Source organism: Massilia glaciei, from assembly GCF_003011895.2.
Taxonomy (GTDB): domain Bacteria; phylum Pseudomonadota; class Gammaproteobacteria; order Burkholderiales; family Burkholderiaceae_D; genus Telluria_A; species Telluria_A glaciei.
Genome location: NZ_PXWF02000289.1, coordinates 1 through 26185 on the forward strand (window position 1 = coordinate 1; position 26185 = coordinate 26185).

At 68.8% G+C, this 26185-nt stretch carries 21 protein-coding genes; 11 read left to right on the plus strand and 10 right to left on the minus strand.

The genetic code is table 11. From position 1 onward, the window contains the following. Positions 1-248: 248 nt before the first annotated feature. Complete coding sequence (locus tag C7C56_RS21965; RefSeq protein ID WP_181373300.1) at positions 249-1193, plus strand: AEC family transporter; 945 nt, start codon at positions 249-251, stop codon at positions 1191-1193. Positions 1194-1299: 106 nt separating this feature from the next. Beyond that, a complete protein-coding gene (locus C7C56_RS21970; protein WP_106759482.1) occupies positions 1300-3678 on the plus strand; it encodes a TonB-dependent receptor plug domain-containing protein in 2379 nt (792 codons plus the stop codon). A gap of 210 nt (positions 3679-3888) precedes the next feature. Here the strand turns inward: C7C56_RS21970 and C7C56_RS21975 are convergent, their stop codons facing one another. The 4 genes from C7C56_RS21975 to C7C56_RS21990 form a co-directional block, all read right to left on the minus strand. Continuing rightward, on the minus strand, positions 3889-5226 hold the full coding sequence (locus tag C7C56_RS21975) for an ATP-binding protein (protein WP_229458924.1): 1338 nt from the start codon (positions 5224-5226) through the stop codon (positions 3889-3891). Positions 5227-5240: 14 nt separating this feature from the next. Then, entirely contained in the window at positions 5241-5903 is a 663-nt protein-coding gene (locus C7C56_RS21980; RefSeq protein WP_106759483.1) for a response regulator, read from the minus strand. A gap of 86 nt (positions 5904-5989) precedes the next feature. Next, positions 5990-7516, minus strand: coding sequence for a DegQ family serine endoprotease (locus tag C7C56_RS21985; RefSeq protein ID WP_106759484.1), 1527 nt, complete (start codon positions 7514-7516; stop codon positions 5990-5992). Positions 7517-7793: 277 nt separating this feature from the next. Next, a complete protein-coding gene (locus C7C56_RS21990; protein ID WP_106759485.1) occupies positions 7794-8258 on the minus strand; it encodes an Hsp20 family protein in 465 nt (154 codons plus the stop codon). Positions 8259-8515: 257 nt separating this feature from the next. Between C7C56_RS21990 and C7C56_RS21995 the strand changes: the two genes are divergently transcribed. The 3 genes from C7C56_RS21995 (at position 8516) to C7C56_RS22005 (ending at position 11551) form a co-directional block, all read left to right on the plus strand. Beyond that, the gene (locus tag C7C56_RS21995) at positions 8516-10438 is read left to right on the plus strand and encodes a M61 family metallopeptidase (protein WP_106759486.1); all 1923 of its coding nucleotides are present in this window, start codon (positions 8516-8518) and stop codon (positions 10436-10438) included. Positions 10439-10547: 109 nt separating this feature from the next. Then, on the plus strand, positions 10548-10898 hold the full coding sequence (locus C7C56_RS22000; protein WP_106759499.1) for a hypothetical protein: 351 nt from the start codon (positions 10548-10550) through the stop codon (positions 10896-10898). 200 nt (positions 10899-11098) lie between these two features. Beyond that, entirely contained in the window at positions 11099-11551 is a 453-nt protein-coding gene (locus C7C56_RS22005) for a hypothetical protein (RefSeq protein WP_106759487.1), read from the plus strand. Positions 11552-11886: 335 nt separating this feature from the next. Here C7C56_RS22005 and C7C56_RS22010 read toward each other — a convergent pair whose 3' ends face one another. From C7C56_RS22010 to C7C56_RS22020, 3 genes are read right to left on the minus strand one after another with little or no spacing between them, the layout of a single operon-like run. Beyond that, positions 11887-12726: an HvfC/BufC N-terminal domain-containing protein gene (locus tag C7C56_RS22010; RefSeq protein WP_106759488.1), complete on the minus strand. Its 840-nt coding sequence runs from the start codon at positions 12724-12726 to the stop codon at positions 11887-11889. Beyond that, positions 12707-13648, minus strand: coding sequence for an MNIO family bufferin maturase (gene bufB, locus C7C56_RS22015; protein WP_106759489.1), 942 nt, complete (start codon positions 13646-13648; stop codon positions 12707-12709). The genes C7C56_RS22010 and bufB overlap by 20 nt, the downstream gene beginning before the upstream one ends. Continuing rightward, positions 13648-15663, minus strand: coding sequence for a ferritin-like domain-containing protein (locus tag C7C56_RS22020; RefSeq protein WP_106759490.1), 2016 nt, complete (start codon positions 15661-15663; stop codon positions 13648-13650). Before C7C56_RS22020 ends, bufB begins: the two co-directional genes overlap by 1 nt. A gap of 222 nt (positions 15664-15885) precedes the next feature. Between C7C56_RS22020 and C7C56_RS22025 the strand changes: the two genes are divergently transcribed. The 5 genes from C7C56_RS22025 (at position 15886) to C7C56_RS30370 (ending at position 21191) form a co-directional block, all read left to right on the plus strand. Beyond that, entirely contained in the window at positions 15886-17610 is a 1725-nt protein-coding gene (locus C7C56_RS22025; RefSeq protein ID WP_106759491.1) for an Hsp70 family protein, read from the plus strand. A gap of 21 nt (positions 17611-17631) precedes the next feature. Continuing rightward, positions 17632-19263 (plus strand): TonB C-terminal domain-containing protein, encoded by a 1632-nt coding sequence (locus C7C56_RS22030; RefSeq protein WP_106759492.1) that lies wholly within the window; start codon positions 17632-17634, stop codon positions 19261-19263. 205 nt (positions 19264-19468) lie between these two features. Continuing rightward, the gene (locus C7C56_RS22035) at positions 19469-20767 is read left to right on the plus strand and encodes an efflux RND transporter periplasmic adaptor subunit (protein WP_106759493.1); all 1299 of its coding nucleotides are present in this window, start codon (positions 19469-19471) and stop codon (positions 20765-20767) included. 52 nt (positions 20768-20819) lie between these two features. Beyond that, positions 20820-20972 carry a hypothetical protein gene (locus C7C56_RS29065; protein WP_181373301.1) on the plus strand — a complete coding sequence of 51 codons (153 nt, stop codon included), beginning with the start codon at positions 20820-20822 and terminating at the stop codon, positions 20970-20972. Between the two features lie 84 nt (positions 20973-21056). Further along, positions 21057-21191: a hypothetical protein gene (locus C7C56_RS30370; protein WP_267874725.1), complete on the plus strand. Its 135-nt coding sequence runs from the start codon at positions 21057-21059 to the stop codon at positions 21189-21191. 149 nt (positions 21192-21340) lie between these two features. Here C7C56_RS30370 and C7C56_RS22040 read toward each other — a convergent pair whose 3' ends face one another. The 3 genes from C7C56_RS22040 to C7C56_RS22050 all read right to left on the minus strand — a co-directional run bounded on the left by C7C56_RS22040 (position 21341) and on the right by C7C56_RS22050 (position 24870). Beyond that, positions 21341-22822: a Y-family DNA polymerase gene (locus C7C56_RS22040; RefSeq protein WP_106759494.1), complete on the minus strand. Its 1482-nt coding sequence runs from the start codon at positions 22820-22822 to the stop codon at positions 21341-21343. After that, complete coding sequence (gene imuA, locus C7C56_RS22045; protein ID WP_106759495.1) at positions 22752-23459, minus strand: translesion DNA synthesis-associated protein ImuA; 708 nt, start codon at positions 23457-23459, stop codon at positions 22752-22754. Before imuA ends, C7C56_RS22040 begins: the two co-directional genes overlap by 71 nt. A 229-nt stretch (positions 23460-23688) precedes the next feature. Continuing rightward, entirely contained in the window at positions 23689-24870 is a 1182-nt protein-coding gene (locus C7C56_RS22050) for an extracellular catalytic domain type 1 short-chain-length polyhydroxyalkanoate depolymerase (protein ID WP_229458925.1), read from the minus strand. Positions 24871-25206: 336 nt separating this feature from the next. Here C7C56_RS22050 and C7C56_RS22060 point away from each other — a divergent pair, with 336 nt between their 5' ends. Then, positions 25207-25680 carry a PRC-barrel domain-containing protein gene (locus tag C7C56_RS22060; RefSeq protein ID WP_106759497.1) on the plus strand — a complete coding sequence of 158 codons (474 nt, stop codon included), beginning with the start codon at positions 25207-25209 and terminating at the stop codon, positions 25678-25680. The last annotated feature ends 505 nt before the right edge of the window (positions 25681-26185 follow it).

The following is a 26185-nucleotide window of genomic DNA, read 5'->3' on the forward strand; positions in this document are numbered from 1 at the left end:
TACCCCTTACAAAAACACAGTATAACCCAAGCACAACGGTTGAGCGGGTCGAAGGGTGCCGCAGAAATCGTGCCGCCAACAATCAAGAAACAAAAAACCAACATCGTCCTCGCGCAGGCGGCGAGGCATGCCTCGCCGCCTGCGCGAGGACGACGTCGCTTTGGTTCGTCCGGCATGCCCACAACACGCCGCCCCAACCAATCCAACACGCCACTCCACCGATGCAACACCCCGCTCCAACCGATACAATGCGTCTTTCCCAAAAGAACGAACGAGGCTTTTCCTTGCTGCTCGCGCTGCTGCTGCCACTGTTCCTGATAGCCGGCCTGGGCTGGGCGTTGGCGCGCTCGAGCTGGCTCGCGCGCGGCTGGCCGAACGGCGTGAGCGAGCTGACCGTCAAGCTGCTGGTGCCGGCGCTGCTGCTCAACGGCGCCTACACCAACGGCATCTCCGCCTCGATCTCGTGGCAACTGCTGTGCGCCTTCTACCTGCCCCTGGTCGCAGTGTTCCTGCTGTACGCCCACGGCTGGCGGCGCGGCGCCGGGGCCGCCCCGCGCGCGCTCGCCGCCACCTACTCGAACAACGCCTTCGTCGGCATTCCCGTGCTGGTGCAAACGGTCGGCAACGACAGCCTGCGCTACGCGTTCCCGATCATCGCCTTCCACAGCCTGGTCGGCTTTTCGCTGTACTACCTGTGCGCGCGCGGCGACGCCGGCGCGCACCGGGGGCGCGGCGGCAAGCTCGGCGCCTCGCTGCTGGCGGCCCTCAAGAACCCGATCGTGGCGAGCCTGTTCATCGGCTTCGCGCTCAACCTGGGCGGGGTCGACCTGCCCGCGCCCGTGCGCCAGTTGCTGGCGATGCTGGCCGGCGCCGCCCTGCCCTGCGCCCTGCTCGCGCTGGGCGCCTCGCTGGCCACGCTGGCCCCGCAGCGCGGCGGCGAAACCGTGCTCGTGGCGGCGACCAAGCTATTGCTGCTGCCGCTGCTCGTGTGGCTGCTGGCGCGCCATGGGTTCGGACTCGCGCCCGAGGCCGTGAAGGTGCTGGTGCTGCTCTCGGCCTGCCCGGTCGGGATCAATGCGGCGCTGGTGGTCAAGGCCGACGGCAAGGACGCCGGCATGGTCGGTTCTGCCATTTTGTTGTCGAGTATTTTGTGCATGGCGACCATCCCGCTTTGGCTGTGGTTCCTGCACTAGCCATTGCCGGGGCCAGTATTTCTGTTGTTTAAACGCGACAAAAGAATATGGTTGCTCTCCGTATAAGTGATTAAAATGATTTTTTTCCTATTTCCGGAGCCGCCGCGTGTTCTCACTGACCCCCTTACGTAAGTCCGTATTACTGAGCCTGTACGGCGGCGCGGCACTGGCCGCGTTCAGCCCGGCCGCGCTGGCGCAGACCGCGCCGGCGGCCAAGGCGGACGATATTACCAGCGTCACCGTGGTCGGCTCGCGCCGCGTCTCGAACGCCTCGGCCACCGAGACCGCGGTGCCGGTCGACTTCATCCCGATGACCAAGGTCGCCGAGCAGGGCGGCCAGTTCGACATGGCCCAGGCCCTGACCTACATCTCGCCGTCGTTCAACTCGACGCGCCAGACCGGCGCCGACGGCGCCGACCTGGTCGATTCGGCCGCGCTGCGCGGCCTCGGCTCGGACCAGACGCTGGTATTGGTCAACGGCAAGCGCCGCCACAGCACCTCGCTGGTCAACATCTTCGGCGCGCGCAACCGCGGCAACACCGGCACCGACATGAACACCTTCCCGCTGCTGGCGGTCAAGAACATCCAGGTGCTGCGCGACGGCGCCGCCGCCCAGTACGGCTCGGACGCGATCGCCGGCGTGATCAACGTCGAACTCAAGAAGACGCTCGGCTGCGAGGCCGTGCTCGGCGCCGGCCAGTATTCTGAGGGCGACGGCAAGAACTACCTGGCCTCGGCCTACTGCGGCGTCAAACTCGGCGGCGGCGTGGTCGGCATCACCGGCGAATACCTCGACCGCGGCCGCTCCAACCGCGCCGACGCGGGCGACCTGCGCACCATCGGCGACAGCAAGGTCCAGAACCAGACCTTCATGCTCAACGGCGAACTGCCGGCCGGCCCGGGCAAGCTGTACTTCACGCTCGGCGCCCAGACCCGCGACGCCTCATCGGCCGCGTTCGCCCGCGGCCCCGGCGACATCCCGGAACGCAACGCGCTGGCCATGTATCCGAACGGCTTCGTCCCGTACATCAACGCCGACCTCACCGACCACTACGGCATCGTCGGCTTCCGCACCAGGATGGGCGAGTGGAGCGGCGACTTCTCGCAGACCTACGGCTTCAACAAGATGCACTACAACATCAGCAACACGCTCAACGCGTCGATCGCCGATCTGGACCTGCAAAACGGCGGCCCCGGCCGAAGCGCCTCGCAATTCGACGCGGGCGGCTTCGACGCCTCGCAAATGACGAGCAACGCCGACTTCAGCCGCTTCTTCCCGAACGTCATGGCCGGCCTGAACGTGGCCTTCGGCGCCGAGTACCGGCGCGAGACCTACAAGATCTTCGCCGGCGAAAAGGGCTCGTGGATCGATGCCGACGGCTTCGGCGGCGGCGACCCGGGCAGCCAGGGCTTCCCCGGCTTCCGCCCCGCCGACGAAACCGACAGCAGCCGCCACAACGTGGCCGCCTACATCGACCTCGAGACCGACGTCAACGACCGTTTCAAGGTGCTGACCGCAGCGCGCTTTGAAAAGTACAGCGACTTCGGCAACAGCCTGACGGGCAAGCTTGCGGCCTCGTACAAGCTGAGCGACGCCTTCATGCTGCGCGGATCAAGCAGCACCGGCTTCCGCGCGCCGTCGCTGCAGCAGGCCAAGTTCTCCTCGACCTTCACCGAGTTCGTCAGCGGCGTCCCGGTCGACTCGGTGTTCGCGCCCAACGGCGGCGCGGTCGCCACGGCGATCGGCATTCCCGCCCTCAAGGACGAGGAGTCGACCAGCTTCACGTTCGGCGCGACCTGGGCGCCGAGCGCGGCGACCTCGGTCACGGCCGACCTGTACCGCATCGACATCGACGACCGGATCGTGTTCTCGGGCCGTTTCGACCAGTCGAACCTGCCCGGCATCAACACCTTGCTGCTGCCGCTCGGCGTGGGCGCGGCCCAGTTCTTCGTCAATTCGGTCGACACCCGCACCGAGGGCCTGGACCTGACGCTGGCGCACCGCGCCAACCTCGGTTCTGGCAAGCTCAACACCTTCCTGGCGATGAACTTGAGCAAGACCGATGTGACGGCGATCCACGCCCCGTCCGCGCTGGCGGGCAAGGAAGGCGTGTTGCTGTCCGAGCGCGAGCGCCTCTACCTCGAGCAGGGCGGCCCGCGCCGCAAGGCCACGCTCGGCTTCGAGTACCTGCTCGGCAAGATCGGCACCGATTTCAAGATCATCCACTTCGGGCCGCAGACGCTGGGCACCTGGAGCGGCAGCCCGGCGCCGCTGCAGCGATACAAGGCCAAGACCTCGGCCGACCTGAGCTTCACCTACAACCTGAGCGCGAAGACCAAGCTGACGGTGGGCGGCGCCAACATCTTCAATGTCAAGCCGACCACCCAGGATGCCAACGAGACCGACAACGGCTTCAAGTACGAGTCGGTGCAGTTCGGCCTGAACGGCGCATCGTACTTCGCGCGCCTGTGGCATAAGTTTTAATGCCTGGAAGCGGCCGGGCGCCCCGCCCGGCCGTTGTTGTCACCCCTGCGCCAATGGCAGGCTGCTCAAGATAGTCGAACTGCGCGCACGGGCAAGCTCAGCATGGGGCAAACGCATGCGTTTGCGCGTCCGCGGGGATGACCTTGGGTGGTTTCGGACGACCCGACTGGCCGACCCGATTTTGCGGGCATAGGGAAATCCATGCCCCACTCACGCCCGCGGAAAACGCAGCGTCACGCGCAAGCCGCCCAGGCGCTCCGAGCGCCCCAGCGCCAGCTGCGCGCCGTGGCGCTCGGCGATCGCCTTGATGATCGCCAGCCCCAGCCCGCTGCCGTTGGCCTCGCTGCCGGCGAGCCGATAGAAGCGGTCGAACACGCGCTCGCGCTCCTCGGCCGGGATCCCGGGGCCGCTGTCCTCCACGCTCAACGTGACGCCGTCGTCCCCCGCGCGCACCGCCAGGTCGACCGTGCCGCCGGCCGGCGTGTACTTGAGCGCGTTGTCGACCAGGTTGCGCAGCAAAATCTGCAGCGCGTCGCCCTGGCCTTTGACGCGGCCCGGGTCGGCGTGCGGCACCCCCAGGTCGATCCCGCGCGAAAGCGCCGCGCCGGCCATGTCGGCCACTGCGCGCCGCGCCAGCTCGGCCAGTTCGACCGGCTGCTCCTGCGCGCCGCCGGCGGCGCTGGCCTCCTGCCGCGCCAGCACCAGCAATTGCTCGACCAGCCGGGTGGCGCGCTCGATGCCGGCGCTCAGGCGCCCCACCGCCAGCGCGCGCGCCCCGGCGTTGTCGGCCCGCTCGAGGCTGGCCGCCTGCAGCTTGAGCGCGGCCAGCGGCGTGCGCAGCTCGTGCGCGGCGTCGGCCACGAAATGCTGCTGCGCCTCGAACGCGGTCTTGACCCGCCCGAACAGCAAATTGAGCTCCTGCACCAGCGGTCGCACCTCGTCGGGCAGGCCCGCCTCGGACACCGGCGAGAGGTCGTCGGCCTGGCGCGCCGCCACCTGCGCGCGCACCCGCGCGACCGGCTCGAGCGAGCGGCTCACCACCCACCACACCACCAGCATCAGGATCGGCATGAGCACCGCGATCGGGCCGACCGTGCGCAGCGCCAGCGTGCCGGCCATGTTGGTGCGCACCGCCATGTCCTGCGCCACCTGCACCACCTGGTTGCGGGTCTGGACCGAGAAGATGCGGTAGGTGGTGCCGTCGGCGCGGACGTTGGAAAAACCGAGCACCGCGCGCTGCGGCAGGCGCGTGCGCGAGATGGTGCGGAACACCTGGGCCCCGTCCGGGGTCCAGACCTGCACCAGCATGTCGCTGGTCTCGACGACGTCGCCGGCGCCGCCGTACGCCTCCAGGTTGGCCAGCGGCGCGTTCGAGCGCAGCGACAGCGCCATCTGCTGCATGTGGTAGTCGAAGATCTTGTCGGTGTCGGCCAGCGCGGTGCGGTAGGCGATCGCGGCCTGGGCCACGGCGACGATGGTGATGGCCGCCAGCAGGAACCACAACAGGCGCCCGCGCAGCGAGTGCGACATGGTCTTGAGCGGGTTCATCGCCTGCCCCCCCCTCACGGCTTGGGCACCATGTAGCCGACCCCGCGCACGTTCTGGATCAGCTCGCTGCCAAGCTTTTTGCGCAGGCCGTGGATGTAGACCTCGACCGCGTTGGAGCTGACCTCGTCGCGCCAGCTGTACAGTTTTTCCTCGAGCTGGACGCGCGAGAGCACGGCGCCGGGGCGCCCGATCAGCGCCTCGAGCACGGCCCATTCGCGCGCCGACAGCACCGCCGGGTTGCCGTCCACGTGGACCTCGCGGGTGGCCGGGTTGATCGTGATGTTCTTGTATTCGAACACCGGCTCGGCGCGCCCGACGGCGCGCCGCAGCAGCGCGCGGATGCGCGCGAGCAGCTCGTCGAGGTCGTAGGGCTTGAGCACGTAGTCGTCGGCGCCGGCGTCGAGCCCGGCGATGCGCTGGCCGACCGCGTCGCGCGCGGTGGCCACCAGCACCGGGGTGCGGTCCTTGCGCGCGCGCATCGAGCGCAGCACCTCGAGCCCGTCCTTGCGCGGCAGCCCCAGGTCGAGCAGCACCAGGTCGTAGCTCTGCGACTGCAGCAGCGCCGTGTCGGCCATCTCGCCGTCCTTGACCCAGTCGACGGCGTAGTGCTCGGCCCGCAACAGGTCGAGCACCACTTCGCCGATCATCGTATCGTCCTCCACCAGCAAAAGCCGCATCCACTTCCCCCTGTCACTTGGTGCCGGGCCGCCCCGTCCCGGGCCACCCCGCCCGGATCACATCGCCCGGGCCGCGCCGCCGGCGATCAGCCGATCCGCACCGGAATGAATATCTTCGCACCACCGCGCTGAATCAGCAAGGCGACCGACTTGCCGGCCTTGCCAACCAGCTCGCGCACCTGGGCTACCGTGCTGACCATGCGCCCGTTGACCGACAACAGCACGTCGCCCGGCTGCACCCCGGCGCTGGCGGCGGCGCCGCTGGCGTCCTCGATCACGAGCCCGCCCTCGATGCCGCTCTGGCGCCGCTCGATCGGCTCGAGCGGGCGCAGCGCTAGGCCGAGCTTGGCGCCGGAATCGGGGCCGGCGCGCTCGGTGGCCTGCGCTGCCACCTTGTCGTCGGCGTTGACGAGCGTGGCGTCGAGCCTGACGGCCTTGCCGTCGCGCCAGATATCGAGCGAAACCTTGTCGCCGGGCTTGGACAGGCTCAGCTGCGCGGGCAGGTCGCCCGAGGACACGATGCGCTGGCCGTTGACCTTGCGGATCACGTCGCCCGGCTTGATGCCGGCGCGCTCGGCGCCGCCGCCGCGCTCGACGTTGGAGACCAGCGCGCCCTCGGGCGACTCGAGCTGGAACGAATCGGCGAAGGCCTGGTTGACCTCCTGCACCGAGACCCCGAGCTTGGCGTGCTGGGCCTTTCCGGTGGCGACAATCTGCTGTCTGATGCGGTTGGCGAGGTCGATCGGGATCGCGAACGACAGGCCCTGGTAGCCGCCGGTCTGGCTGTAGATCTGCGAGTTGATGCCGACCACCTCGCCGCGCGTGTTGAACAGCGGGCCGCCCGAGTTGCCGGGGTTGACCGCGACGTCGGTCTGGATGAAGGGCACGTTGCTGTCGTCGGGCAGCGAGCGGCCCTTGGCGCTGACGACGCCGGCCGTGACGCTGCTTTCGAGGCCGAACGGCGAGCCGATCGCGAGCACCCATTCGCCGACCTGGAGGTCGGACGAGCGGCCGATGGCGACCACCGGCAGGTTGCGCGCCTCGATCTTGAGCACCGCGACGTCGGTCTTGGGGTCGGAGCCGAGCACCTTGGCGCGGTACTCGCGGCGGTCCTGCAGCTTGACGGTGACCTCGCTGGCGTCGCGCACCACGTGCGCGTTGGTCAAAATGATGCCGTCGGGGCTGACGATGAAGCCGGAGCCGGCGCCCATCACGGGCCGCTCGCGCTGGGCGCGCGGCATCTGCATCTGCGGCCCGTTGTAGCGGCGGAAGAACTCGAACAACTGCTCCTCGTCGAAGCCCGGCGGCATGCCGCGCGCGCCGCCCAGCGCCGTCTTGGTGCTGCCCATGACGCGGATGTTGACGACGGCCGGGCCGTTGCGCTTGACCAGTTGGGTGAAGTCCGGCAGCCCGACCGCCGTGACGGCGCCGGTGGCCGGCGAGGTCACCACGGTGGCCGGGGCCGGGGCGGGGGCGGCCGGCACGGCCGGCGCGGCCTGCGCCGTGGCGTTGTTGTGGTTGACTGCGATCGCGCCGACGGCGCCACCTATGGCGCCCGCGGCGGCCAGGGCGAGGGTGAGGCGCTTGACGGTGATGACAGTGTCGGTGTGCATGTGCAAACTCCTGGAATTAGGTGAGGTTGGGTGGCGTTGATGCTTGTTTGCCGTGTTTTAGTTTGCAGCAGCAAACTTAGGGCTTACTTAAAGAAAACACCGGGAGAAAACGCCGGGCGCCGGCCGCACGGGCGTGGAAAGGGGCGCCCCCGGCTGCGGGCGCCCCTCTCGATGCTGGGTTTTCTTTGAGTCTTTCTCTAAATGTTTCCTTAATTTTAACTCTAGCTTGAAATTTTTCCGGCGCCGGCCCGCGTTTCCGGTTTCACCGGCGCGCCGCTCACGCCGCCTCGCGCTGCTCGAACACCTCGGCCTGCCCCTGCGGGGCGGCGCCGTCGATGGCGATCTTGCGCGGCTTGTGCGCCTCCGGCACTTCGCGCACCAGTTCGATGGTCAACATGCCGTTGTCGAACGAGGCGCTGGTGACCTTGACATGGTTGGCGAGCTGGAAACGCTGCTCGAAGTCGCGCGCCGCGATGCCGCGGTGCAAAAAGGTGCGCTGCGCCTCGTCCTTGCGCTTGCGCCCGGCCACGTGCAGGGTGTCGCGCTCGGCCACGATGTCGATCTCGGCGCGGTCGAAGCCGGCCAGCGCCATCACGATGCGGTAGTTGTCCTCGCTTACCAGTTCGATGTTGTAGGGCGGGTAGCTCGGCGGCGCGTCGGCGCGCTGCGATTCGAGCAGGTGGGCCAGGCGGTCGAAGCCGATGGCGGAACGGTACAGCGGGGTCAGGTCGAATGCACGCATGATAAATATCCTTTTAAGGGTTAAGCGATAGGTTGTCGGACCTCGTTTCGAGCATCCGATGCATCCAATCTAAAGGCGGCCCCGGGCGTTTTCAAGATCTTGAAAACGCCGCCGCGCGACCCCATGAGTCGAACTTTATTTGTTGAAACGTTCCGACACATTGCGCCCGGGAACGCGTGCTAGACTGCGGCTCAAACTTTTCCCCACGCCAATCCGCCCCATCCGCCCCATCCGCCCCATCCGCCACGCCCCCGCCCATGACCGCACACACACCGCCGCGCCCGATCCCCCTGTTCGCCATCCGTTCCGGCTGCGCCCTCGCGCTCGCGCTGGCGCTCGCCGCCCCGGCCGCGGCCGCGGTGCCCGCGCCGCTCGACGTGGCCTATCCGGGCACGATCGTGCTCAGGGTCGACGCCACCAACCTGGCCCAGCAGATCTTCCGCGTGCGCGCCTCGATCCCGGCCACGCCGGGCAGGCTCACGCTGCTGTATCCGCAATGGGTGCCGGGCAGCCACGGCCCGGTCGGGCCGCTCAACCAGATGGCCGGCCTGCGCTTTTCCGGCAACGGCAAGCCGATCGCGTGGACGCGCGACCCGGTACAGGTGCACGCCTTCCACCTCGAGGTGCCGGCCGGCGTGACCACGGTCGAGGCCGAATACCAGTTCCTGTCGCCGGTCGAGGCGGCCCAAGGCCGCATCACCATGACCGCCGAGATGCTCGGCGTGCAGTGGCACGCGATGGCGCTCTACCCGGCCGGGCATGCGAGCCGGCGCATCACGGTGCAGCCGAACCTGACGCTGCCGCCGGGCTGGCAGTACGGCAGCGCGCTCGAGCCGCTCGGGCGGGTCGGCGACGAGGTGCGCTTCAAGCCGCTCGACCTCGAGACGCTGGTCGACTCGCCCGTGTTCGCCGGGCGCCACTTCAGGCGCATCGACCTCGACCCGGGCGCCAAGGCGCCGGTGATGCTCAACATCATGGCCGACAACCCGGAGAGCCTGCAGGCCCGGCCCGAGCAGATCGCGCCGCACGTGGCGATGGTCAAACAGGCCCAGAAACTGTTCGGCTCGCGCCACTACCGGCGCTACGACTTCCTGTTCGCGCTGTCGGACGAATTCGGCGGCATCGGGCGAGAGCACCACCAATCGAGCGAGAACGGGGTCGGCAGCGGCTACTTCACCGACTGGGCCAAGAACGAATCGGACCGCGACCTGCTGCCGCACGAATTCACGCATTCGTGGAACGGCAAGTTCCGGCGCCCGGCCGGCCAGGACGTCCCCAACTTCAACGTGCCGCTGCAAAACGAGCTGCTCTGGGTGTACGAGGGCCAGACCCAGTACTGGGGCATCATGCTGGCCGCGCGCTCGGGCCTGGTGTCGGCCGCCTACACGCGCGACGACCTGGCCGCCACCGCCGCGCGCTACGAGAACCTGCGGGGCCGCGACTGGCGCGCGATGCAGGACACGGTCAACGACCCGATCGTGACGATGCGCCGCCCGCTCGGCTGGGGCAGCTGGCAGCGCGGCGAGGACTACTACGCCGAGGGCGCCCTGATCTGGCTCGATGTCGACACCAAGATCCGCGAGCTGTCCGGCGGCAAGCGCTCGCTCGACGACTTCGCGCGCGCCTTCTACGGCATCGACGACGGCAGCCTCGGGCCGGCCCACTACGGCTTCGACGACGTCGTCGCCGCGCTCGGCAAGGTGCAGCCGCTCGACTGGGCCACTTTCCTGCGCTCCCGCCTCGACGGCAACGCCGGCGCCCCGCTCGACGGCCTGGCGCGCGCCGGCTGGACGCTGGTCTACGGCGAGACCCCGACCGACTTCACCAAGGCGCGCGAGGAGCGCCACAAGGTGACCGACCTGAGCTACTCGCTCGGCATGGTGGTCAAGCACGACGGCGCTATCTCGGCGGTGCACTGGGACGGCCTGGCGTTCCGCGCGGGCGTCTCGGCCAACACCACGCTGGTGGCGGTCAACAACCGCGCCTTCAAGCCGGAGGTGCTCAAGGCGGCCGTCAGGAGGGCCAGGCTCGACAAGGCGCCGATCGTGCTGCTCGTCAAGAAGGGGCAAACCTTCCGCAGCGTCAGCCTCGACTACGAGGGCGGGCTGCGCTACCCGCGCCTCGAGCGCATCGCCGGCACCCCGGACCGGCTCGGGTCCATCATGCAGGCTTTGAAATGAGCGATGGGCGGGCCGCGCGATTGTCGCCTGTTGCCCGCGGCGTGGCGCGAAGCGGGTGCCGGCCGCGCCGCTTGCGCTGCGCCGGGCGCCGATGGTGTATGCTGCTGCCATGACTACTGATACCGACATCCAGCTAAGCGGCCCGTTCAAGGCCAGCGACGGCACCGGCCGTGCCCACGACGTGAAAGCGATCCGCATTTTCGACGAGGGTTACGGGATCATCGACGTGTACGTCGACTTCGCCGCGCCGGTCGACGGCGCGCTGTACAAAGACAAGGTACTGGTCGGCAACATCATCGACCGCCTGCGCGCGCTTGGCTACGTCGGGCCCAATTTCTCGCACAGCGATCCGGGCTTGCAGGACCGCAAGCTCATCGTGCTCGAAGCGCCCGAGGAGTTCAGCGAGTTCGCCAAACGCAAGGGCTGGAAGAACCTGGCCGAAGAATTCGACGACGAATGACGCCGGCCCGCGCCGCCGCGCCGGGCCGCGCCACGCGGAAAACGCGCCCCTCACCGGCGGGCGCGTTTTTTTTCGCCTTGCGGTTTGCGCGGCGGCGCCGGGCGGCCTCAACAAACAGCGGCGCTTCGGTGCGATTCGGATAGAATGCCGGGACCCGCGACGGCCCGGCAAGGGCCCCCATAAAGATAATAAAGATAAAAATGACCGAATCCAACGCCTCCCCGACGACCGAAACCGCCAACCCGGCCAACCACAGCGCCGCGATTCCAGCGGGTGTGCAATCGGCGGCGCGCTGGTTCTGGTGGATCGCCGGCCTCTCGCTGGTCAACACGGTCATGACGCTGTCGGGCAACCACGGCGGTTTCGTGATGGGACTGGGCATCACGGCCTTCATCGACGGCTTGTTCGCGGAACAAAAGGTGATCGGCCTGGCGATCAGCGCCGCGGTGATCGGCTTGTTCGTCGTCTTCGGCCTGCAGGGCGTGCGCGGCAAGCTGTGGGCCTTCCTGGTCGGCATCACGCTGTACGCGCTCGACGCGCTGGTCTACGTGCTGGTCGAAGACTGGATGCCGGTCGCCTTCCACGGCCTGGCGCTGTTCTTCCTGGTCACCGGCGCCATCGCCCTGATTGCCCATCGCAAAGCGCGCGCCTAAACCAGCCTAAACCCCTGGCCGCCGAAAAACATTCCGCTATCGGGTTCAGACCCGGGGTCTGAACCCGGGCCTGAACCCGATTGAGGAACCCGCCTTCGAAAAGTGCCGCACACGGGCTGCGCGATGCCCGACCACAACAATTTCGCAACCGGGGTCTGACCCCACTTTTGGTCCGCAACCGGGGTCTGACCCCACTTATGGTCTCAACAATTTCGCAACCGGGGTCTGACCCCACTTTTGGTCCGCAACCGGGGTCTGACCCCACTTATGGTCTGACCCTGGGTCTGACCCTGGGTCTGGCCCCGGTTCGGCGCCTTGTTCCGCCGGAATCCGATCTAGGCCGTTTCGAGAAGGCCGGCCGCCGCCACCACCGGCTGCCACAGCATCGCGTCGGCGAGGATGGCGCCCACCGGCCGGCCCGTTTTTTCGGCCGCCGCCGCCGCGCAATCGCGGGCCGGCGCACCCGGCTGCGCCGCCAGAAGATAGTGATACTGCCATGGCTGCAGGGTGTGCATGCCGATCCGGTAGCGCTGCCGTCCAACCGCGACATGGCACGCCGCCGGCGCCGGCGCGCCAGCCACCGGCTCGCCGGCGCCCAGCCGCGCCACGCGCTCCCAGTACGCGGGCAGGGGGAACCCGAGCGCGAGCAGGCGCGTGCAAGGCGCCAGCCGCAGCCGCTGTCCGCTCGTCAACAGCAGCGCCAGCGGGTCGGCCGCCCGCCCCGGTTTGTTCTCGAGTCCCGGCGCCCGCATCGCCTCGGTGCGCGCGCGCTCGAGCCGCGCCAGCTCGAGCGCGAACCTGAACTCGCCCTGCCCCTCCCGCCCCTGCGGCTGGCTTTGCAGCAGGAAGTCGGCGAAGCCCGCCCCCAGGTCGTACAGCGTGGGCGAGCCCGACGGGTGGCGCCAGATGTAGGCCTTGCCGAAAAAATCGAACAGCGCCTCGCCCATCACCCTGCGCAGAACAGGGTAGTCGGCGTGCAGGCATTCGAGCAGCCGCAGGATGTAGCCGTCGGCGTAGATGTGCAGGCGCGAGGCCGCGCCCGGCGCGGCGCGCACCACGTCGCCCTCGGCCAGGCCGTAGCGCTCTTGCGCCAGCCGCAGCCCGTGCGCGGCGCCGCCCGGCGCCGTCATCACGGTCAGGAACCAACGCTGGAGCTCAGGCAGGGTTGGCTGCATCGGCCTGCCCCAGGTGGAAGTCGACCGGCGTCGACAGCGCCATGCCGCCGGACGCCGCCAGCGCCGCCCGCGGCAGATCGCCGCGCATGGCCGCGCGCGCCTTGCCCAGTTCGGCCAGCAGCTCGGGGTAGGCCGGGATGTTGGCGTCCCATTCGAGCAGGGTCGACACGCCGCCCGTGAGCCTTTGCGCCAGCGCGTACAGGCGCCACACCCCGGTCGGCACCGGGCTGTCGTGGGTGTCGATCAGGTAGCCGCCGCAATCGGTGGGCCCGGCCACGTGCAGCTGCACGATGCGCGCCGCCGGCAGGGCGCGGATGTAGGCCTCGGCGTCGAAGCCGTGGTTGAAGGCGGACACGTACACATTGTTGACGTCGAGCAGCAGACCGCAGCCGGTGTCCTCGGCCAGGCGCCCCAGGAATTCGCACTCGGGCATGCTCGACTGCGTGAACTCGACGTAGGTGCTGGGGTTCTCGAGCACCAGCGGGCGCCCGAGGTAGTCCTGCACCGCGCGCACCCGCCGCGCCACGTGGGCCAGCGTGGCCTCGCACAGCGGCAGCGGCAGCAGGTCGTGCGTGTTGAGCGAGGCCGCGCCGGTCCAGCACAGGTGGTCCGACACCCACGCCGGCCCGATCTCGCGCGCGAGCCGGCGCAGCTTGGCCAGGTAGGCCATGTCGAGCGGGTCGGTGCTGCCGATCGACAGCGACACGCCGTGCATCACCAGCGGCGTGCGCGCGCCGATGCGCTCGAGCACATGGCGCGCGTAGCCGTGGTTGTCGATGAAGTTCTCGCTGATGATCTCGAACCAGTCGACCTGCGCCCCGTGCGCGAGGATGTGCTCGAAATGCTGGTTGCGCAAGCCGACGCCCAGGCCCAGGTTCGGCAGGCCGAGGCGCGGCTGCGCGCGCTCCGAACGCGCGTCCATCAGGTCGACGGCGGCAGCGCCAGGCGCAGGTCGGTCGGCCTGGGCTCGGCGCCGGCCGGCGTGCCGCGCGCGTTCTGCACCGCGCTGAACGCCTCCCACGCCTTGCTGTAGACGTTCTCGCCGAGCGCGAACGTCATGGTCTGCTTGAGCGGCGCGAAGCGGTGCTCGGGGCCGGGGCCGAAGTCATACACCAGCATCTGCTCCGGGGCCGGGTTCGGGAACAGCTGGGAGGCCGAGATCGGCACCGCGCAACCGCCGAAGGTGGCGCAGCGGTTGTCGCTCGGCGCGCTGTAGAAGCCGCCCGGCGGCGGGGTCGGGCCGCCGCCGCACAGGTTCTGCGCGCCCAGGTCGGGCGTGGCCGGCGCCACCGGCTTGCCCGGGATGTCGATCTGGGCGAAGCCGCAGCCGCCCTGCGCGCGGCAGCCGTTCGAGCCGCGGCAGCTGTGGTAGACCGCGATCGCGGCGCACGCGGCCGGATCCGGCTCGGGGTGGTCGGTGTCGAGGTTCATGCCCTGGCAGGCGTGGTACAGGCGCTCCTTGTCGGGCTGCGCGACGCCGACCGCGAGGTCGGGCGCCCGCCCGAAAACGGCCCAGCAGATCGACATGCGGTCGCCCGAGCCAACCATCGACGGATACGGGAACGCCATGGACTGGTCGAGCCAGTAGCCGTCGAGGATCGAGGTGATGCCGTAGATGGCGCCGTTCGAGACCTTGCTCATGGTGGCGTGGCTGTCCGGCCCGGCGGCCTTGAGCCGGTTGAGCGCGCCCGCCACCTCCTCGGGCGCGGGGATGTTCTTGGGCGCCTTGGCCGGGTCGTACAGCGGGTTGACCAGCATCTCCTTGGTCCAGCTGTTGCCGGCCGCGTGCCACTGCTTCCAGGTCGATATCTGCGGCAGCAGGTCGCGCACCTGGCCGAAGCGCTCGAAGTGGTCGTCGGCGGCGCTGTCGGCGCGCGCGGCGGCGTCGCGCGAGGGGGCCGCCTGGCCGTCGTTGGTGAACGTGGGATAGTCGAGCTCGAGGGCGGCGCGGTCCTCGCGGTAGTCCGGCAGCACCGCCTGGAGCATGGCGCTGCGCTTGTAGCGCTTGATGCCGGCGGCGCTGCCCTCGCCCTGGTCGGTGATCGCGCACATCATGTCGATCGCCTTGTTGAACGAGCCGCTCTGGCCGCCGTCGCGCTCGGCCGCAGACAGGGAGGTCGCGAAATGCGGGTACTCCGCCTTCGGATGGCCGACCTTCGGGTCGGCCACGTTGAACATGTCCTGTTGCACCGAGTTGTTGTCGTACAGCTTTTGCCACAGGGTCTGGCCGTCGGTGTACTCCATGCCGATGTACTGGGCGTAGCACTCGTACATGTAGCCGATGGTGCCGAACAGGGGCAGGTCGGCCGCCGTCTTTTGCGGCGTCCAGCCGGCCAGCGGCACGGAGGGGAAATAGCGCCCGGTGCTGCCGGCGGCGCGGCGCAGCTGCTCGCGCGCCTGCTGCTCGGGCTGCTCGATGGCCAGGAACAGCCGGCACTGGTTGTCGTTGAGGTCCTCGAGGTTGACCCGCACGTCCTGGTAGCTCTCGGTGTCGGTCAGGTCGGCGATGTGGGGGATGACCGTCAGGGTCGGCCCGTAGCAGGTCCAGCCGTGCTCGGCGCTTTGCAGTTCGGTGCCGGTGAAGCTGGGCGCCACGCCGATCGCGGTGGCCAGGTTGGCGGCCATCTGCAGGTGCAGCATCTCCTGGATGAACACGCTGAAGATGATGTTGAAGGCCTTCTGGTTCGCGTTCTCCGGCTTGGCCGTGGTGCTCAAGCCGGGCCACTGGCGCCCCGTGTAGTAGGTGATCTTCTTCGAATTGATCTGGTGCGTGCCGTAGATCGAATACATCGAGTTCATGTACAGCGGGATCGTGAACAGCTCGACGCTCACGGCCGCCTGCGCGATCGCGCGCACGGCGGCGGCGTCGGTGGCGAGCATGTTCAACGGGCGGTTCTGGATGCGCGGCGGGGTGGCGCCAAGGACGGGCAATTGCATAAAATGGCTTCTTGAGTGGTAAGAACGTTTTTATGATTGATTAACCTTTATTGCCTGCCAACTATAGCCGAATGTGAAGCGGAAAAACCATCCCGTGACACAATATTTTCGGCGCGGGCGGCGGTGATGCGCAAAAGCACGATCGATTGCAAAAGTACCAACTATGCCGGCTTCTGCGCTATCATGGTGCTTCGAAGAATGGCGCCATCAAGGGGGCAAAGCATGATCGTAGGAATCGACCTGGGTACCACCAACAGCCTGATCTCGGTGTGGGAGGACGGCGCCGCGCGCCTCATCCCCAACAGCCTCGGGGAGGTGCTCACCCCGTCCTGCGTCAGCGTCGACGAGGACGGCACGATCCTGGTCGGGCGCGCCGCGCGCGAGCGCCTGCAGACCCATCCGCTGGTGAGCGCGGCCGCCTTCAAGCGCCACATGGGCAGCGACAAGCTGATCCACCTGGGCAAGCGCGCGTTCCGGGCCGAGGAGCTGTCGGCGCTGATCCTGCGCTCGCTCAAGGAGGACGCCGAGGCGGTGTTGGGCCGGCCGGTGGGCGAGGCGATCATCACCGTGCCCGCGTATTTCTCGGACGCCCAGCGCAAGGCCACGCGCGCGGCCGGGCAGCTGGCCGGCCTGAGGGTCGAGCGCCTGCTCAACGAACCGACCGCGGCCGCCCTCGCCTACGGCATCCACCAGCGCGGCAGCGAAACCAAATTCCTCGTCTTCGACCTCGGCGGCGGCACCTTCGACGTCTCGGTGCTCGACCTGTTCGAGGGCGTGATGGAGGTGCGCGCCTCGGCCGGCGACAACTTCCTCGGCGGCGAGGACTTCCTCGACTGCGTGGTCGAGCGTTTTTTCGAGCACAACAAGCTGGCGGCGCGCCACAAGGGCGACCCCCAGTTCATGCAGCGCCTGGGCGCGCAGGCCGAGCTGGCCAAGCGCGCGCTGAGCGAATCGAACAAGGCCACGATCCGGATCGGCGACGGCGACGCCGAGTTCTCGATGGAGCTCGACGAGGCCGCGTTCGAGAAGATGTGCGCGCCGCTGCTGGCGCGCCTGCGCACGCCGGTCGAGCGCGCGCTGCGCGACGCCAACCTGCCCAGCGCCGAGCTCGACAACATCGTGCTGGCCGGCGGCGCCACCCGCATGCCGATCGTGCGCCGCCTCGTCGCGCGCATGTTCGGGCGCTTCCCCGCCTGCGACATCAACCCCGACGAGGTCGTCGCGCTCGGCGCGGCGGTGCAGGCCGGCCTCAAGAGCCGGGACGCCGCGCTCGACGAGGTCGTCATGACGGACGTGGCGCCGTATTCGCTGGGCATCGACACCACCATGCAATTCGACGCGGACGCGTTCTCGTACGGCCATTTCGATCCCATCATCGAGCGCAACTGCGTGGTGCCGGTCAGCCGCGTCAAGCGCTACTACCCGCTGCAGGACAACCAGCGCGCGCTCGAGATCAATGTGTTCCAGGGCGAGGCGCGCATGGCCGCCGACAACATCAAGCTGGGCCAGCTGCAGGTGAAGATCCCGGCCGGCAAGCGCGAGGACAACGGCGTCGATGTGCGCTTCACCTACGACGTCAACGGCCTGCTGCAGGTCGAGGCGACCATCCTCAAGACCGGGGAGTCGGTGGCGCTGCTGATCGAGGGCAACCCCGGCATGCTGTCGGAGCAGGAGATCGCGCAGCGCTTCGCGGCGCTGTCCGAATTGAAGATCCACCCGCGCGACCGGATCGAGTTCCGCACCCTGCTCGCGCGCGGCGAACGGCTTTACCAGCAATTGCGCGGCAAGGCGCGCGAACAGCTCGGCGTCGAGATCATGCGCTTCGAGCGCACGCTCGAGGCGCAGGACAAGCGCCTGTTCGTGCCCGCCGCGAGGGCGTTCGAGGAGGTGCTCGATTATTTCGAGCACCAGAGCTTCATCAATCCCGACATCGAACCCGACGCTTAGTCGCTAAGCGCGGATAGGCCGATGGACCACACGCCCCACTTCCTGACCCGGCTCGGGCTCGGCGCGGACGCCGACGCCAAGTTGATCCGGCGCGCCTACGCGCGCGAGCTCAAACTGGTCGACCAGGCGCTCGACGCGGCCAATTTCCAGCACTTGCGCGAAGCCTACGAAACGGCGCTGGGCTGGCCCGCCCGCCAGGCCCATGGATCGGCGCCGGAGCGCGCGGACCGGGAGGCGCCCGTCGCGGCGCCGCCGGCCGGGGCCTGGGACGCCGGAGCGGTCGCGCCGCAAACACTGGCCGATGCGGTGTTCGCCAAATTCACGCACGCGTACGCCGCCCTGCTCGACGCCAGGCTGATGGAGGACGGGTCATTGCAGGCGGCGTTGCGGCGGTGCCTGGCCGACGACGAATTGCTCAACATCAGCGCGCGCACGCTGTTCGAGGAGCGCGTCGCGCAATTGCTGGCCAATGGCTGGCAACGCGGCCACGAATTCCTGTTCGCCGCGGCCGGCGCGGTGTTCGACTGGGCGCGCGACCGGCGCAGCCTGCAGCGGTTCGGCTTTGCCGGAATGGTGCTCAACCGGGCGATCGAGGAGCAAAGCATGTTCGACGCCCAGATCGAGGCCGACCGGCGCTTCCAGCAAAAACTGGCCGCCTACCTGCGCGGCGATACCCCCTCGCGCGGCGAACAGCTCAGGCGCGAGATCGACGCGGCTGAAAGAATGGCGGCGCGCTTTCCCAACCTGATGGCGGTGATCGCCGACCTCGAACAGTTGGCGCGGTGGCGTCAGCTGGAGCGGCGCACCTCGCCGCCGCCGGGCGCGGGCCATGCCGGCGCGCGCGGCGGCGCCGTCCAGATGGCCGACTGGCCCGGAGCAAAAAATGGTGGCACGGGCGTCGGCCGCCTGCTGTATTTGGCGGCGCTGGGGCTGATCGCTTTACTGGCGCTGCTGGCCATCGGCACGGTGCTGCTCGACGACTCGCCGCGGCGCCCTCCGCGCGCGCCCCCCGCGGCGCAGGCGCCGGACGTGCCCATAACCGAGGCGCAGGTCGACGAGATCGCGTCGCGGATCAAGTTCAAGTCGCCGCCCGGGGCGCCGCCCGGCAAACGCGAGGTCGAATTCCAGGTCTTCCTCGACGCCGACGGGTCGGTGCTGGGCATGAACAAGCTCGGCAGGTCGATCGAGCCGGCCTACGACGACGCCGTCGAGGCGGCGATCAAACAGTCGAAGCCTTTTCCGGCGACGAGCGTCAAGGTCTTCAGAGTGCGCTTCGGTTTCACGCTCGGCGCGCCGGCGCCGCCGAAGGGCAAGCCGCTGACGCGGGCGCAACTCGACGAGATCGGCGCGCGGATCGACTACGACTTTCCGCCGGACTCGCCGGCCGGGCTCTACCGGGTCGAGCTTGACGTCACGCTCGATGCGAAGGGCGTGGTGAGCGCGGTGGACACGAAGCGGACCTCGAAAGACCGTGCCTACGCCGCCGCGGTCGCAAAGGCGATCCGCGAATCGAAGCCGTTCCCCGCCTCGACCCCGCGCAACTTCAGCGTGATCTACGGCACCACGCTCAGCAAACGCGCGCGCGCGCCGGAGGCGGAGGCGCCGGCGGAGGCGGAGGCGCCGGTGTCCGGGGAAGAACCTGTGCAACCGTGACAAGGCTCGCCGCTGCGCTTGCGCGCGCAGCGGACCCGCAAGCGACTGCCCACTTACTGTCCACTTACTGTCCACTTACGCACACCATCCGGTGTGCGGATCCGCACACCTTGGCCCGGCAAGCGGCAAGCGGGGGGCGCTCCAGCGCTTGGCATGGCTATTGCATAACCGAAGCGATCGTTCATCACCATCGAAGACATCGCCCATGGACCGCCCCCCTCCCCACCTCGCCGCCAGCGGATCCCCCAGCGGCGCCGCGATGGACCGCGTGGTGCCGCGCAGACGCGGCAAACGCATCGCACTGCTCGCCGCCGGCTGCGCCCTCGCGGCCGGCGCCGCCGCGGCGCTGTGGCAGGCGGTCCCGCGCGGCCTGCAGGTGCCGCTCCAGGATGTGCGCATCGCCACCGTCGCCAAGGGCGTGTTCCGGGACGACATCGTGGTGCGCGCGACGGCCGAACCGCTCGACTCCGTGATCCTCGACTCGGTCGAGTCGGGGCGGGTCGAGGAGGTGTTCGCGCGCGACGGCGCCATGGTGGCCAAGGGCGAGCTGCTGTTCCGCCTGTCGAACCCGCAGCGCAACCTCGAACTGCTGGCGCGCCAGGCCGAACACGCGCAGCAGAGCTCGAACCTGTCGAACCTGCGCCTGTCGCAGGAGGCCGGCCGCACCGACCACCAGCGCCGCCTGTCGGACCTGCGGTTCGCGCTCGCGAAGGGCCAGAAGCAGCATGCGCGCAATGTGGCGCTGGCGGCGCAGGGATTCATCTCCCAGGTCGCGCTCGAGGAGTCCGGCGACCGGCTCGCGCAGCAGCGCCACGCGCTGGCCCAGGAACAGCGCAGCAGCGACACCGAGGCCGGGGTCCGGGGCGACGCCCTGGCGCAGATGGAAAAGGCGATCAAGGGGTTGCAATCGGGGCTGCTGCTGGTCGGCGCGACGGTCGACGCGCTCGCCGTGCGCGCGCCCGTGGCCGGCATGCTGACCGGCTTCCGGCTGCAGGTCGGCCAGACCGTCAAGACCGACCAGCACATCGGCCGGGTCGACGATCCGCGCCGCTTAAAGCTGGCCGCCCAGGTCGACGAGTTCTACCTGAACCGGGTGGCGGTGGGGCGCCAGGACAGCGCGCGCCAGGACGACGGCGTCTACCCGGTCGCCGTCAGCACGATCTACCCGCAGATCAAGGATGGCCGCTTCACCGTCGAGATGGCGTTCAGCGGCGCGCAACCGGCCGCGCTCAGCCCGGGCCAGAGCCTCGACGCCCAGCTCACGCTGGGCGAGCCGGCGCGCGCGACGCTGCTGCCGAACGGCGCCTTCCTCGGCGACAGCGGCGGCGCCTGGGTGTTCGTGCTGGCCGCCGACGGCGCGCTGGCGCAGCGGCGCGCGGTGCGGCTGGGCAGGCGCAGCAACAAGCAGGTCGAGGTCCTGTCCGGCCTCGCGCCGGGCGAAAAGGTCATCGTCTCGGCCTACGCGGCGTTCGGGAAATCCGAACGCCTCCAACTGTCACGATAGCCGCCAGCGCCTCCAGCGCGCCGCGCCACCGATTTCGCAACCGGGTAGTCCCATGCTCAAACTCGTCAGCCGCAGAAAAATCGACCTGGCCGGGGAGATCCGGACCACCGGCGGCGCCGGCTGCTCGACCTGCCCAAGTCGCAGTCCGACGCCGCTCGCGCCTTGCGCGCCGGACTGGCGCGCCTATCCGGCGTGGCCGGCGTGACGGCCGCTCGGAGGCGGTCGGGCGCGACTGGATCACCATCGTCCACCGGTCCGGGCAGCCAATCCGCCCCAGCTGGCGATGGAAATGAAGACGGTCGGCGGCGAATTCTTCGACCTCTACGGGCTGCGCCCGCTCGCCGGCCGCCTGTTCGCGCCGGGGCTGGACCAGCCCGGAGGGCAGGCCCTGGGGGGTCGGGCCCTGGCCGGGCTCAGAGGCTGAGAGTTTTTCGGGCGTGCCCGAGCAGCCCGCCAGAAAGCGGCAGATCGAGGCGCAAAGCACAGCCATAGCGGGCTATGGCGAGCATTTGCAACGACGAACTGGCGCTTTCTGGCGTGATGAGCGGGCATGACCGAAAGACTCTCAGCCTCTCAGCCGAACAAGCCATGCAAAAACCAGCGCGGCTGCGCATCCTCGGCCGCGCCCACGATGCGCTCGCGGTACACCCAGTAATGCGCATGGTCCTGCCCTTCGGCGATGAAGTAGTCGCGCGTTTGCGGCTCGCTCCACCAGCCCGCCTCTATCCGTTCGGGAGCCGAGACGATCTTGAGCGGCGAGCCGTAGAACGGGCGGTGGTTGCGCATCAGTAGCGCGACCGGCTTGGCCAGCAGCCAGCTCGGGCGCGGCAGGCTGAGCACGTCGGGCGGCATTTGCGCGAGCATCGCCGCCGCCCGGATCTTCTGTTGCACCGGGACCCATATATTGGCCAGTTCGGGGCGGTAGTCGGCCTGGGGCGCGGCCTGCAGCACGTTGTCTGCGCCGAGCCGCGCCACCAGCAACTCGAACAGGCGCAATTGGTCGTCCTCGCTGCCGCCCGGCTCTGGAAACAGCGATTCGCTCGGCGGCGCCATCGGCTGCACCTGCGGCGCCTCGAGGCACAGGCCGATCACCGGCGCCCCGAGCGCCACCTTGCCGAGCCGTTCCTTGAGCAAGCGCACCAGGTGTTCGTCGCGCCAGGTCGCCTCGGCGAGCACGATTTCGATCACCGTGGGCGGGCACGCCACCCTGCCCCGCTCGTGTTCGAGCTGCAGCACGATGCGCTCGACCGCCAGCTGGCGCGCGCACAGCCAGCCGGTCATTTGGAGCAGCAGGCGGTGCGCACCGAACAGCAGGGCCTCGGCGTGCTCGACCCGGTCGAACAGCTCGAGGTGGGCCCGGAACGTGGTCGGCGCCTCGATCCAGTCGAACATTTCGGGCGTCATGCCGTAGGCGGCGTCGAGCAGGTCGAGCAGCGCCCGGCCGCAGCGCCGCTGCAGGCCCGGGCGCGGCAGGCGCCGCATGTCGCCCAGCGAAAAGCAGCCGATGCCCTCGAACCAGCTTGAGAACGGCCGCGCCGGCGGCGGCAGCGCGCTGGGCAGGCGGTCGAGGCGGCGCCCGAGCGACTCCATGCCGAGCACGCGCGCGCCCCCGTGGCGCGCCAGCAGCCAGGCCCCGCGCGCGGTCGGCGCGCAACTGAGCGAGGCCGAAAACCCGAGCGCGCGCATATTGGCCAGCACGCGCCGGCACAGCGCGCGGATGCCGCCGAACAGGCGCAGGCTGGCGCCGATGTCGATGAGCAGCGTCGACTCCTCGGCCCGGGCCACGAGCGGGGTGTACTGCAGCAGGGCCATGGCCACCGCGTGCAGGGCGTCGGCCTCGCGCGCCTCGGTGCGCTCGAACAGCTGGGCCTCGGGCATGAGCATGAGCACGCCGCCGCGGCGCATGCCCGGCCGCACCCCGGCCGCGCGCGCCGCCGGCGAGCAAGTGAGCACCCGCTCCTGCTCGAGCACCACGCTCGCCTTGTCAGCGGACCAGTTCGGGCAAAACACCTCGAGCGGGAGCTGGGGCAGGTAAAGGCCGATCCAAAGGCGCATGGCGTTGCAATAAAGAAGGAGTCAGGGGCAGGAACAGCGGCGCGTCGCGCTGCGGTCCCCGGCGTTTTACAAAGCCGATCTCGATGCCGCCGGCGGCCGGCCGCAGGCTCAGGCGCAGCGGCGCGGGCGAGGCGTCTTGCGCGGCCGCGAGCGGGCGCAGCATGAAAAACAGGGTCTCGCCGGCCTGGGCCGCCAAGTGCAGGCGGCGCAGGGTCTCGCCGCGCGCATGGCTCTGCCACAACAGCAGCGCGCCGCAGCTGCCGCTGCGCAATACCTGCTCGGCCGCCCACAGCGCGTCGGCGCTGCGGGTGCCGCGCACCCAGAGCAGTTGCGACGGCGCCAGCCCGAGCGCGGCCAAGGCCAGCGCCTGCGGCGGGTGCGGCGGCTGCAGCAGCACGATGCGGCGCCTGGCCACGCCGAGCAGGGCCGGCCGCAACAGGCGCAGCTCGCCGATGCCGGGCTGCTGCAGCAGCAGGTCGATCAGGGTGCCGGTGGGCCAGCCGCCGCCGGGCAACTGGCCCGACAGCACGGGATGGCCAGTGTCGACGCAGCGCGTGGTCGCGTGGGCGAGCTGCGAGGCGCGCCAAAGCGAGGGATGCAAAGCGCCGGGGTCGGCAAGGGAATGGGGAGGAACCATGGTGGGCGAAGCTCAAAAGTACTGTATGAATGCACAGTACTATTTGCACCCGCTTTTTACAAGCCCTATCTTTTTTGTGTGCGCCCACTTGACTTCTACCTTGATCAAACTCAAAGGTGCGCGCGCCAAAACGTGCATAGCGGCAATGATGTAGCTGTCTTTATCGCATGTCGCGCTCGCCCATGTCGATCGCGCGTATCGCTTGGAGCAATGTGCTCCGCGTTGGCGATTAATTGGAGGCGGGGCCGCGCCGGTGGCGCGAGAAGAAGTCGAGCATCATCTTGCTGGCGTCCGGCCCGCTTCCGCCATGGAAGGGCAGGCTCGGGTCGCCGCCACTCCAGGCATGCCCCAGATCGCCGATTTGCGCCACGCGCAACATGACCTTGCGACCGCGCAGCACGTCGCGCAGCCGGTAGGGATGGGTGCGGCTGGTGCCCGCCTTGACCGTCAGCTTGACCGCGTCGTCGGGCCCGAGCCCGTTGACCTGCATCGCCTGGCGCGCCAGTTGGTCCTGGTTGACCAGCCGCACCACCCGGTCGGCCTCGCCCTGGATCAGGAGCGTCGGCATCGGCGGGAAGCGCGGCCGCCGTGCCAGCAGCATGTCGATCGCGCTGCCGGTCTGCATGCTGTCGCCGTGCTGCATCACGCCCACCGCGCGCAAGGTGCTGTGGCCGCCGCCGAACACCGGCCCCGAATGCAAGCCTTGCGCCGCGAACAGGTCCGGATGGTTCAGCGCGACGATATTGGCCATGCCGGCCCCGGCCGACAGCCCGCAAATGTAGATGCGGGTCCGGTCGATTGGGTAGCCGCGCGCCATTTGCTCGACCAGGCCGGCGATCAGGCGCGTGTCGCCGCCGCCTTGTTGGGTGGCGCGGTCGTACCACTTCCAGCAGCGTTTTGGATGGACGGCCAGCGATTGTTGGGGATAGAGGACGGCGTAGCCGGCGCGTTCGGCCTGCGCGTTCATGCGCGTTCCGCGCGCGAATTCGGTTGCGCTCTGCTCGCAGCCGTGCAGCATGACCAGCAGCGGCACGCCGCCCAGGACCGTGTCGATGGCATGCGGAAGATAGAGCCAGTATTGCATGCGCCGCGCGGGCAGTTCGCCCGCCGGCGCGTATTGCGACGCGAGCCACTTGCCCGGCGCCGGCGGCAACGGCCTGGCCGCGCCGCGTTTGGAGGCTGGAGCGGACGCGCCGGCGACGGCAAGGCGGGCCGGGGCGCGCTTGGCCGCGACCGCCGGCTTGGGCTTGGGCTTGGGCTTGGGCTTGGGCTTGGGCTTGGGCTTGGGCTTGGGCTTCGGTTTCGGCTTGGGCGTGGCGAGCATGCCGATCACCGCCGAGGTGAGCGCGCGCCGCTGTTTGGTCCCCGCGCGCAGCAAGCCGCGCAGCCAGGGATTGGCCCTCTTTACCACCGGAGCCGTGACATCGACACTTGCAGACACGACAGCACGAACGCGGCGAACGGGCTGGTAGGGATGGTTTTGGCCATTGGGCCGGCGTTGTTGCAGCGATCTGATACGGACATGTTGTTCTCCAAGCTTTTAAGCAGAATATCTTTCTGGCAGCACTCCATCTGTACGCTGGCGCTCATTGACGCGATAACACAACAGTTCGTTTGGGAGTGCACGATTGAGGCGTATCAAAGGCACGCGGGCCCGAAAAACTACGCTGGTCAAGTGGGTCGATCAACCCACCGCAGCGTACCGCCCTGTTATGGGGAGGAAACTTGACATATCACAGGAGATAAAATGAGCTACGTAGACCGCGACACCTATGGAATGTACAAAAACAGCGACAGCCAAGGCCCAGGCCCCGCGCTGATGGGTGCCGACACGCTTATCGGCGACAGCGTCGTCAATGCCGATGACGACGATCTGGGCGACATCAAAGAGATCATGCTCGACATGCGCTCGGGCCAGGTTGCCTACGCGGTGCTCTCGTTCGGCGGCTTTCTCGGCATGGGCGAAAAACTGTTCGCCGTGCCCTGGCAGGCATTGCGCCTCGACACCGTCAACAAGCGTTTCGGGCTCAATGTCGAAAAAGACCGCCTGAAAAACGCGCCGGGCTTCGACAAGGACGCCTGGCCCGACATGAGCGACATCGGCTGGTCAAACCAGATTCACCAGTTTTATGGCACCGACCCAACCATGAGCGGCACGCACATGGGCGGGCGCGCCGGCATGGGCGCTGGTGCGGGCGGCAGTTACAGCTCGAACATCTAAGGCCCCGGTCCACCAAACCGGATCAATCATGACGGCGCCGTCGCGACCCGAGCCACCACGGCGCAGCCATCACCACGAAGTATTATTTCGTGCAGGTTGTTTCGTGCAGGTTATTTCGTACAGATCGTCTCGTACAGGCCGGGCGTCATCAGGGTCGGCCCTCGCCGCAGTTTCGCGACGATGGCGCCGCCCCTGCTTTGACGGCAGGTGCGCGCACGCGCATCCCAACAAGCGCCGGGAAGAGCGCCGCCCGGTCGGCCCCGCCGCACCGAAGGACACAGCCCGGGCCCCGACGTTCACGCGACGTTCAAACGACACTAACGCGACGTCCGCGCGACAACTAACGCCAACATCGGGTGAGTGTTGCTGGAACTTGCTTTAACGTCGCTAACGTCGCGCTAACGCCGCTCTAACGCCGTTCTAACGCCGCTCTAACGCCGCTCTAACGCCGCTCTAACGCCGCTCTAACGCCGCTTTAACGTCGCTTTAACGTCGCTGTGGTGCG

Bases quoted from the DNA above. Each gene is read 5' to 3' on its own strand.
- C7C56_RS22060 (WP_106759497.1), top strand. From the start codon at position 25,207: ATGAGCTACGTAGACCGCGACACCTATGGAATGTACAAAAACAGCGAC.
- C7C56_RS29065 (WP_181373301.1), top strand. From the start codon at position 20,820: ATGCTCAAACTCGTCAGCCGCAGAAAAATCGACCTGGCCGGGGAGATC.
- C7C56_RS21975 (WP_229458924.1), bottom strand. From the start codon at position 5,226: ATGAACCCGCTCAAGACCATGTCGCACTCGCTGCGCGGGCGCCTGTTG.
- bufB (WP_106759489.1), bottom strand. From the start codon at position 13,648: ATGGACGCGCGTTCGGAGCGCGCGCAGCCGCGCCTCGGCCTGCCGAAC.
- C7C56_RS22000 (WP_106759499.1), top strand. From the start codon at position 10,548: ATGACTACTGATACCGACATCCAGCTAAGCGGCCCGTTCAAGGCCAGC.
- C7C56_RS21995 (WP_106759486.1), top strand. From the start codon at position 8,516: ATGACCGCACACACACCGCCGCGCCCGATCCCCCTGTTCGCCATCCGT.
- C7C56_RS21965 (WP_181373300.1), top strand. From the start codon at position 249: ATGCGTCTTTCCCAAAAGAACGAACGAGGCTTTTCCTTGCTGCTCGCG.
- C7C56_RS22010 (WP_106759488.1), bottom strand. From the start codon at position 12,726: ATGCAGCCAACCCTGCCTGAGCTCCAGCGTTGGTTCCTGACCGTGATG.
- C7C56_RS22030 (WP_106759492.1), top strand. From the start codon at position 17,632: ATGGACCACACGCCCCACTTCCTGACCCGGCTCGGGCTCGGCGCGGAC.
- C7C56_RS22040 (WP_106759494.1), bottom strand. From the start codon at position 22,822: ATGCGCCTTTGGATCGGCCTTTACCTGCCCCAGCTCCCGCTCGAGGTG.
- C7C56_RS21980 (WP_106759483.1), bottom strand. From the start codon at position 5,903: ATGCGGCTTTTGCTGGTGGAGGACGATACGATGATCGGCGAAGTGGTG.
- C7C56_RS21985 (WP_106759484.1), bottom strand. From the start codon at position 7,516: ATGCACACCGACACTGTCATCACCGTCAAGCGCCTCACCCTCGCCCTG.
- C7C56_RS21990 (WP_106759485.1), bottom strand. From the start codon at position 8,258: ATGCGTGCATTCGACCTGACCCCGCTGTACCGTTCCGCCATCGGCTTC.
- imuA (WP_106759495.1), bottom strand. From the start codon at position 23,459: ATGGTTCCTCCCCATTCCCTTGCCGACCCCGGCGCTTTGCATCCCTCG.
- C7C56_RS22035 (WP_106759493.1), top strand. From the start codon at position 19,469: ATGGACCGCCCCCCTCCCCACCTCGCCGCCAGCGGATCCCCCAGCGGC.
- C7C56_RS22025 (WP_106759491.1), top strand. From the start codon at position 15,886: ATGATCGTAGGAATCGACCTGGGTACCACCAACAGCCTGATCTCGGTG.
- C7C56_RS30370 (WP_267874725.1), top strand. From the start codon at position 21,057: ATGAAGACGGTCGGCGGCGAATTCTTCGACCTCTACGGGCTGCGCCCG.
- C7C56_RS22005 (WP_106759487.1), top strand. From the start codon at position 11,099: ATGACCGAATCCAACGCCTCCCCGACGACCGAAACCGCCAACCCGGCC.
- C7C56_RS22020 (WP_106759490.1), bottom strand. From the start codon at position 15,663: ATGCAATTGCCCGTCCTTGGCGCCACCCCGCCGCGCATCCAGAACCGC.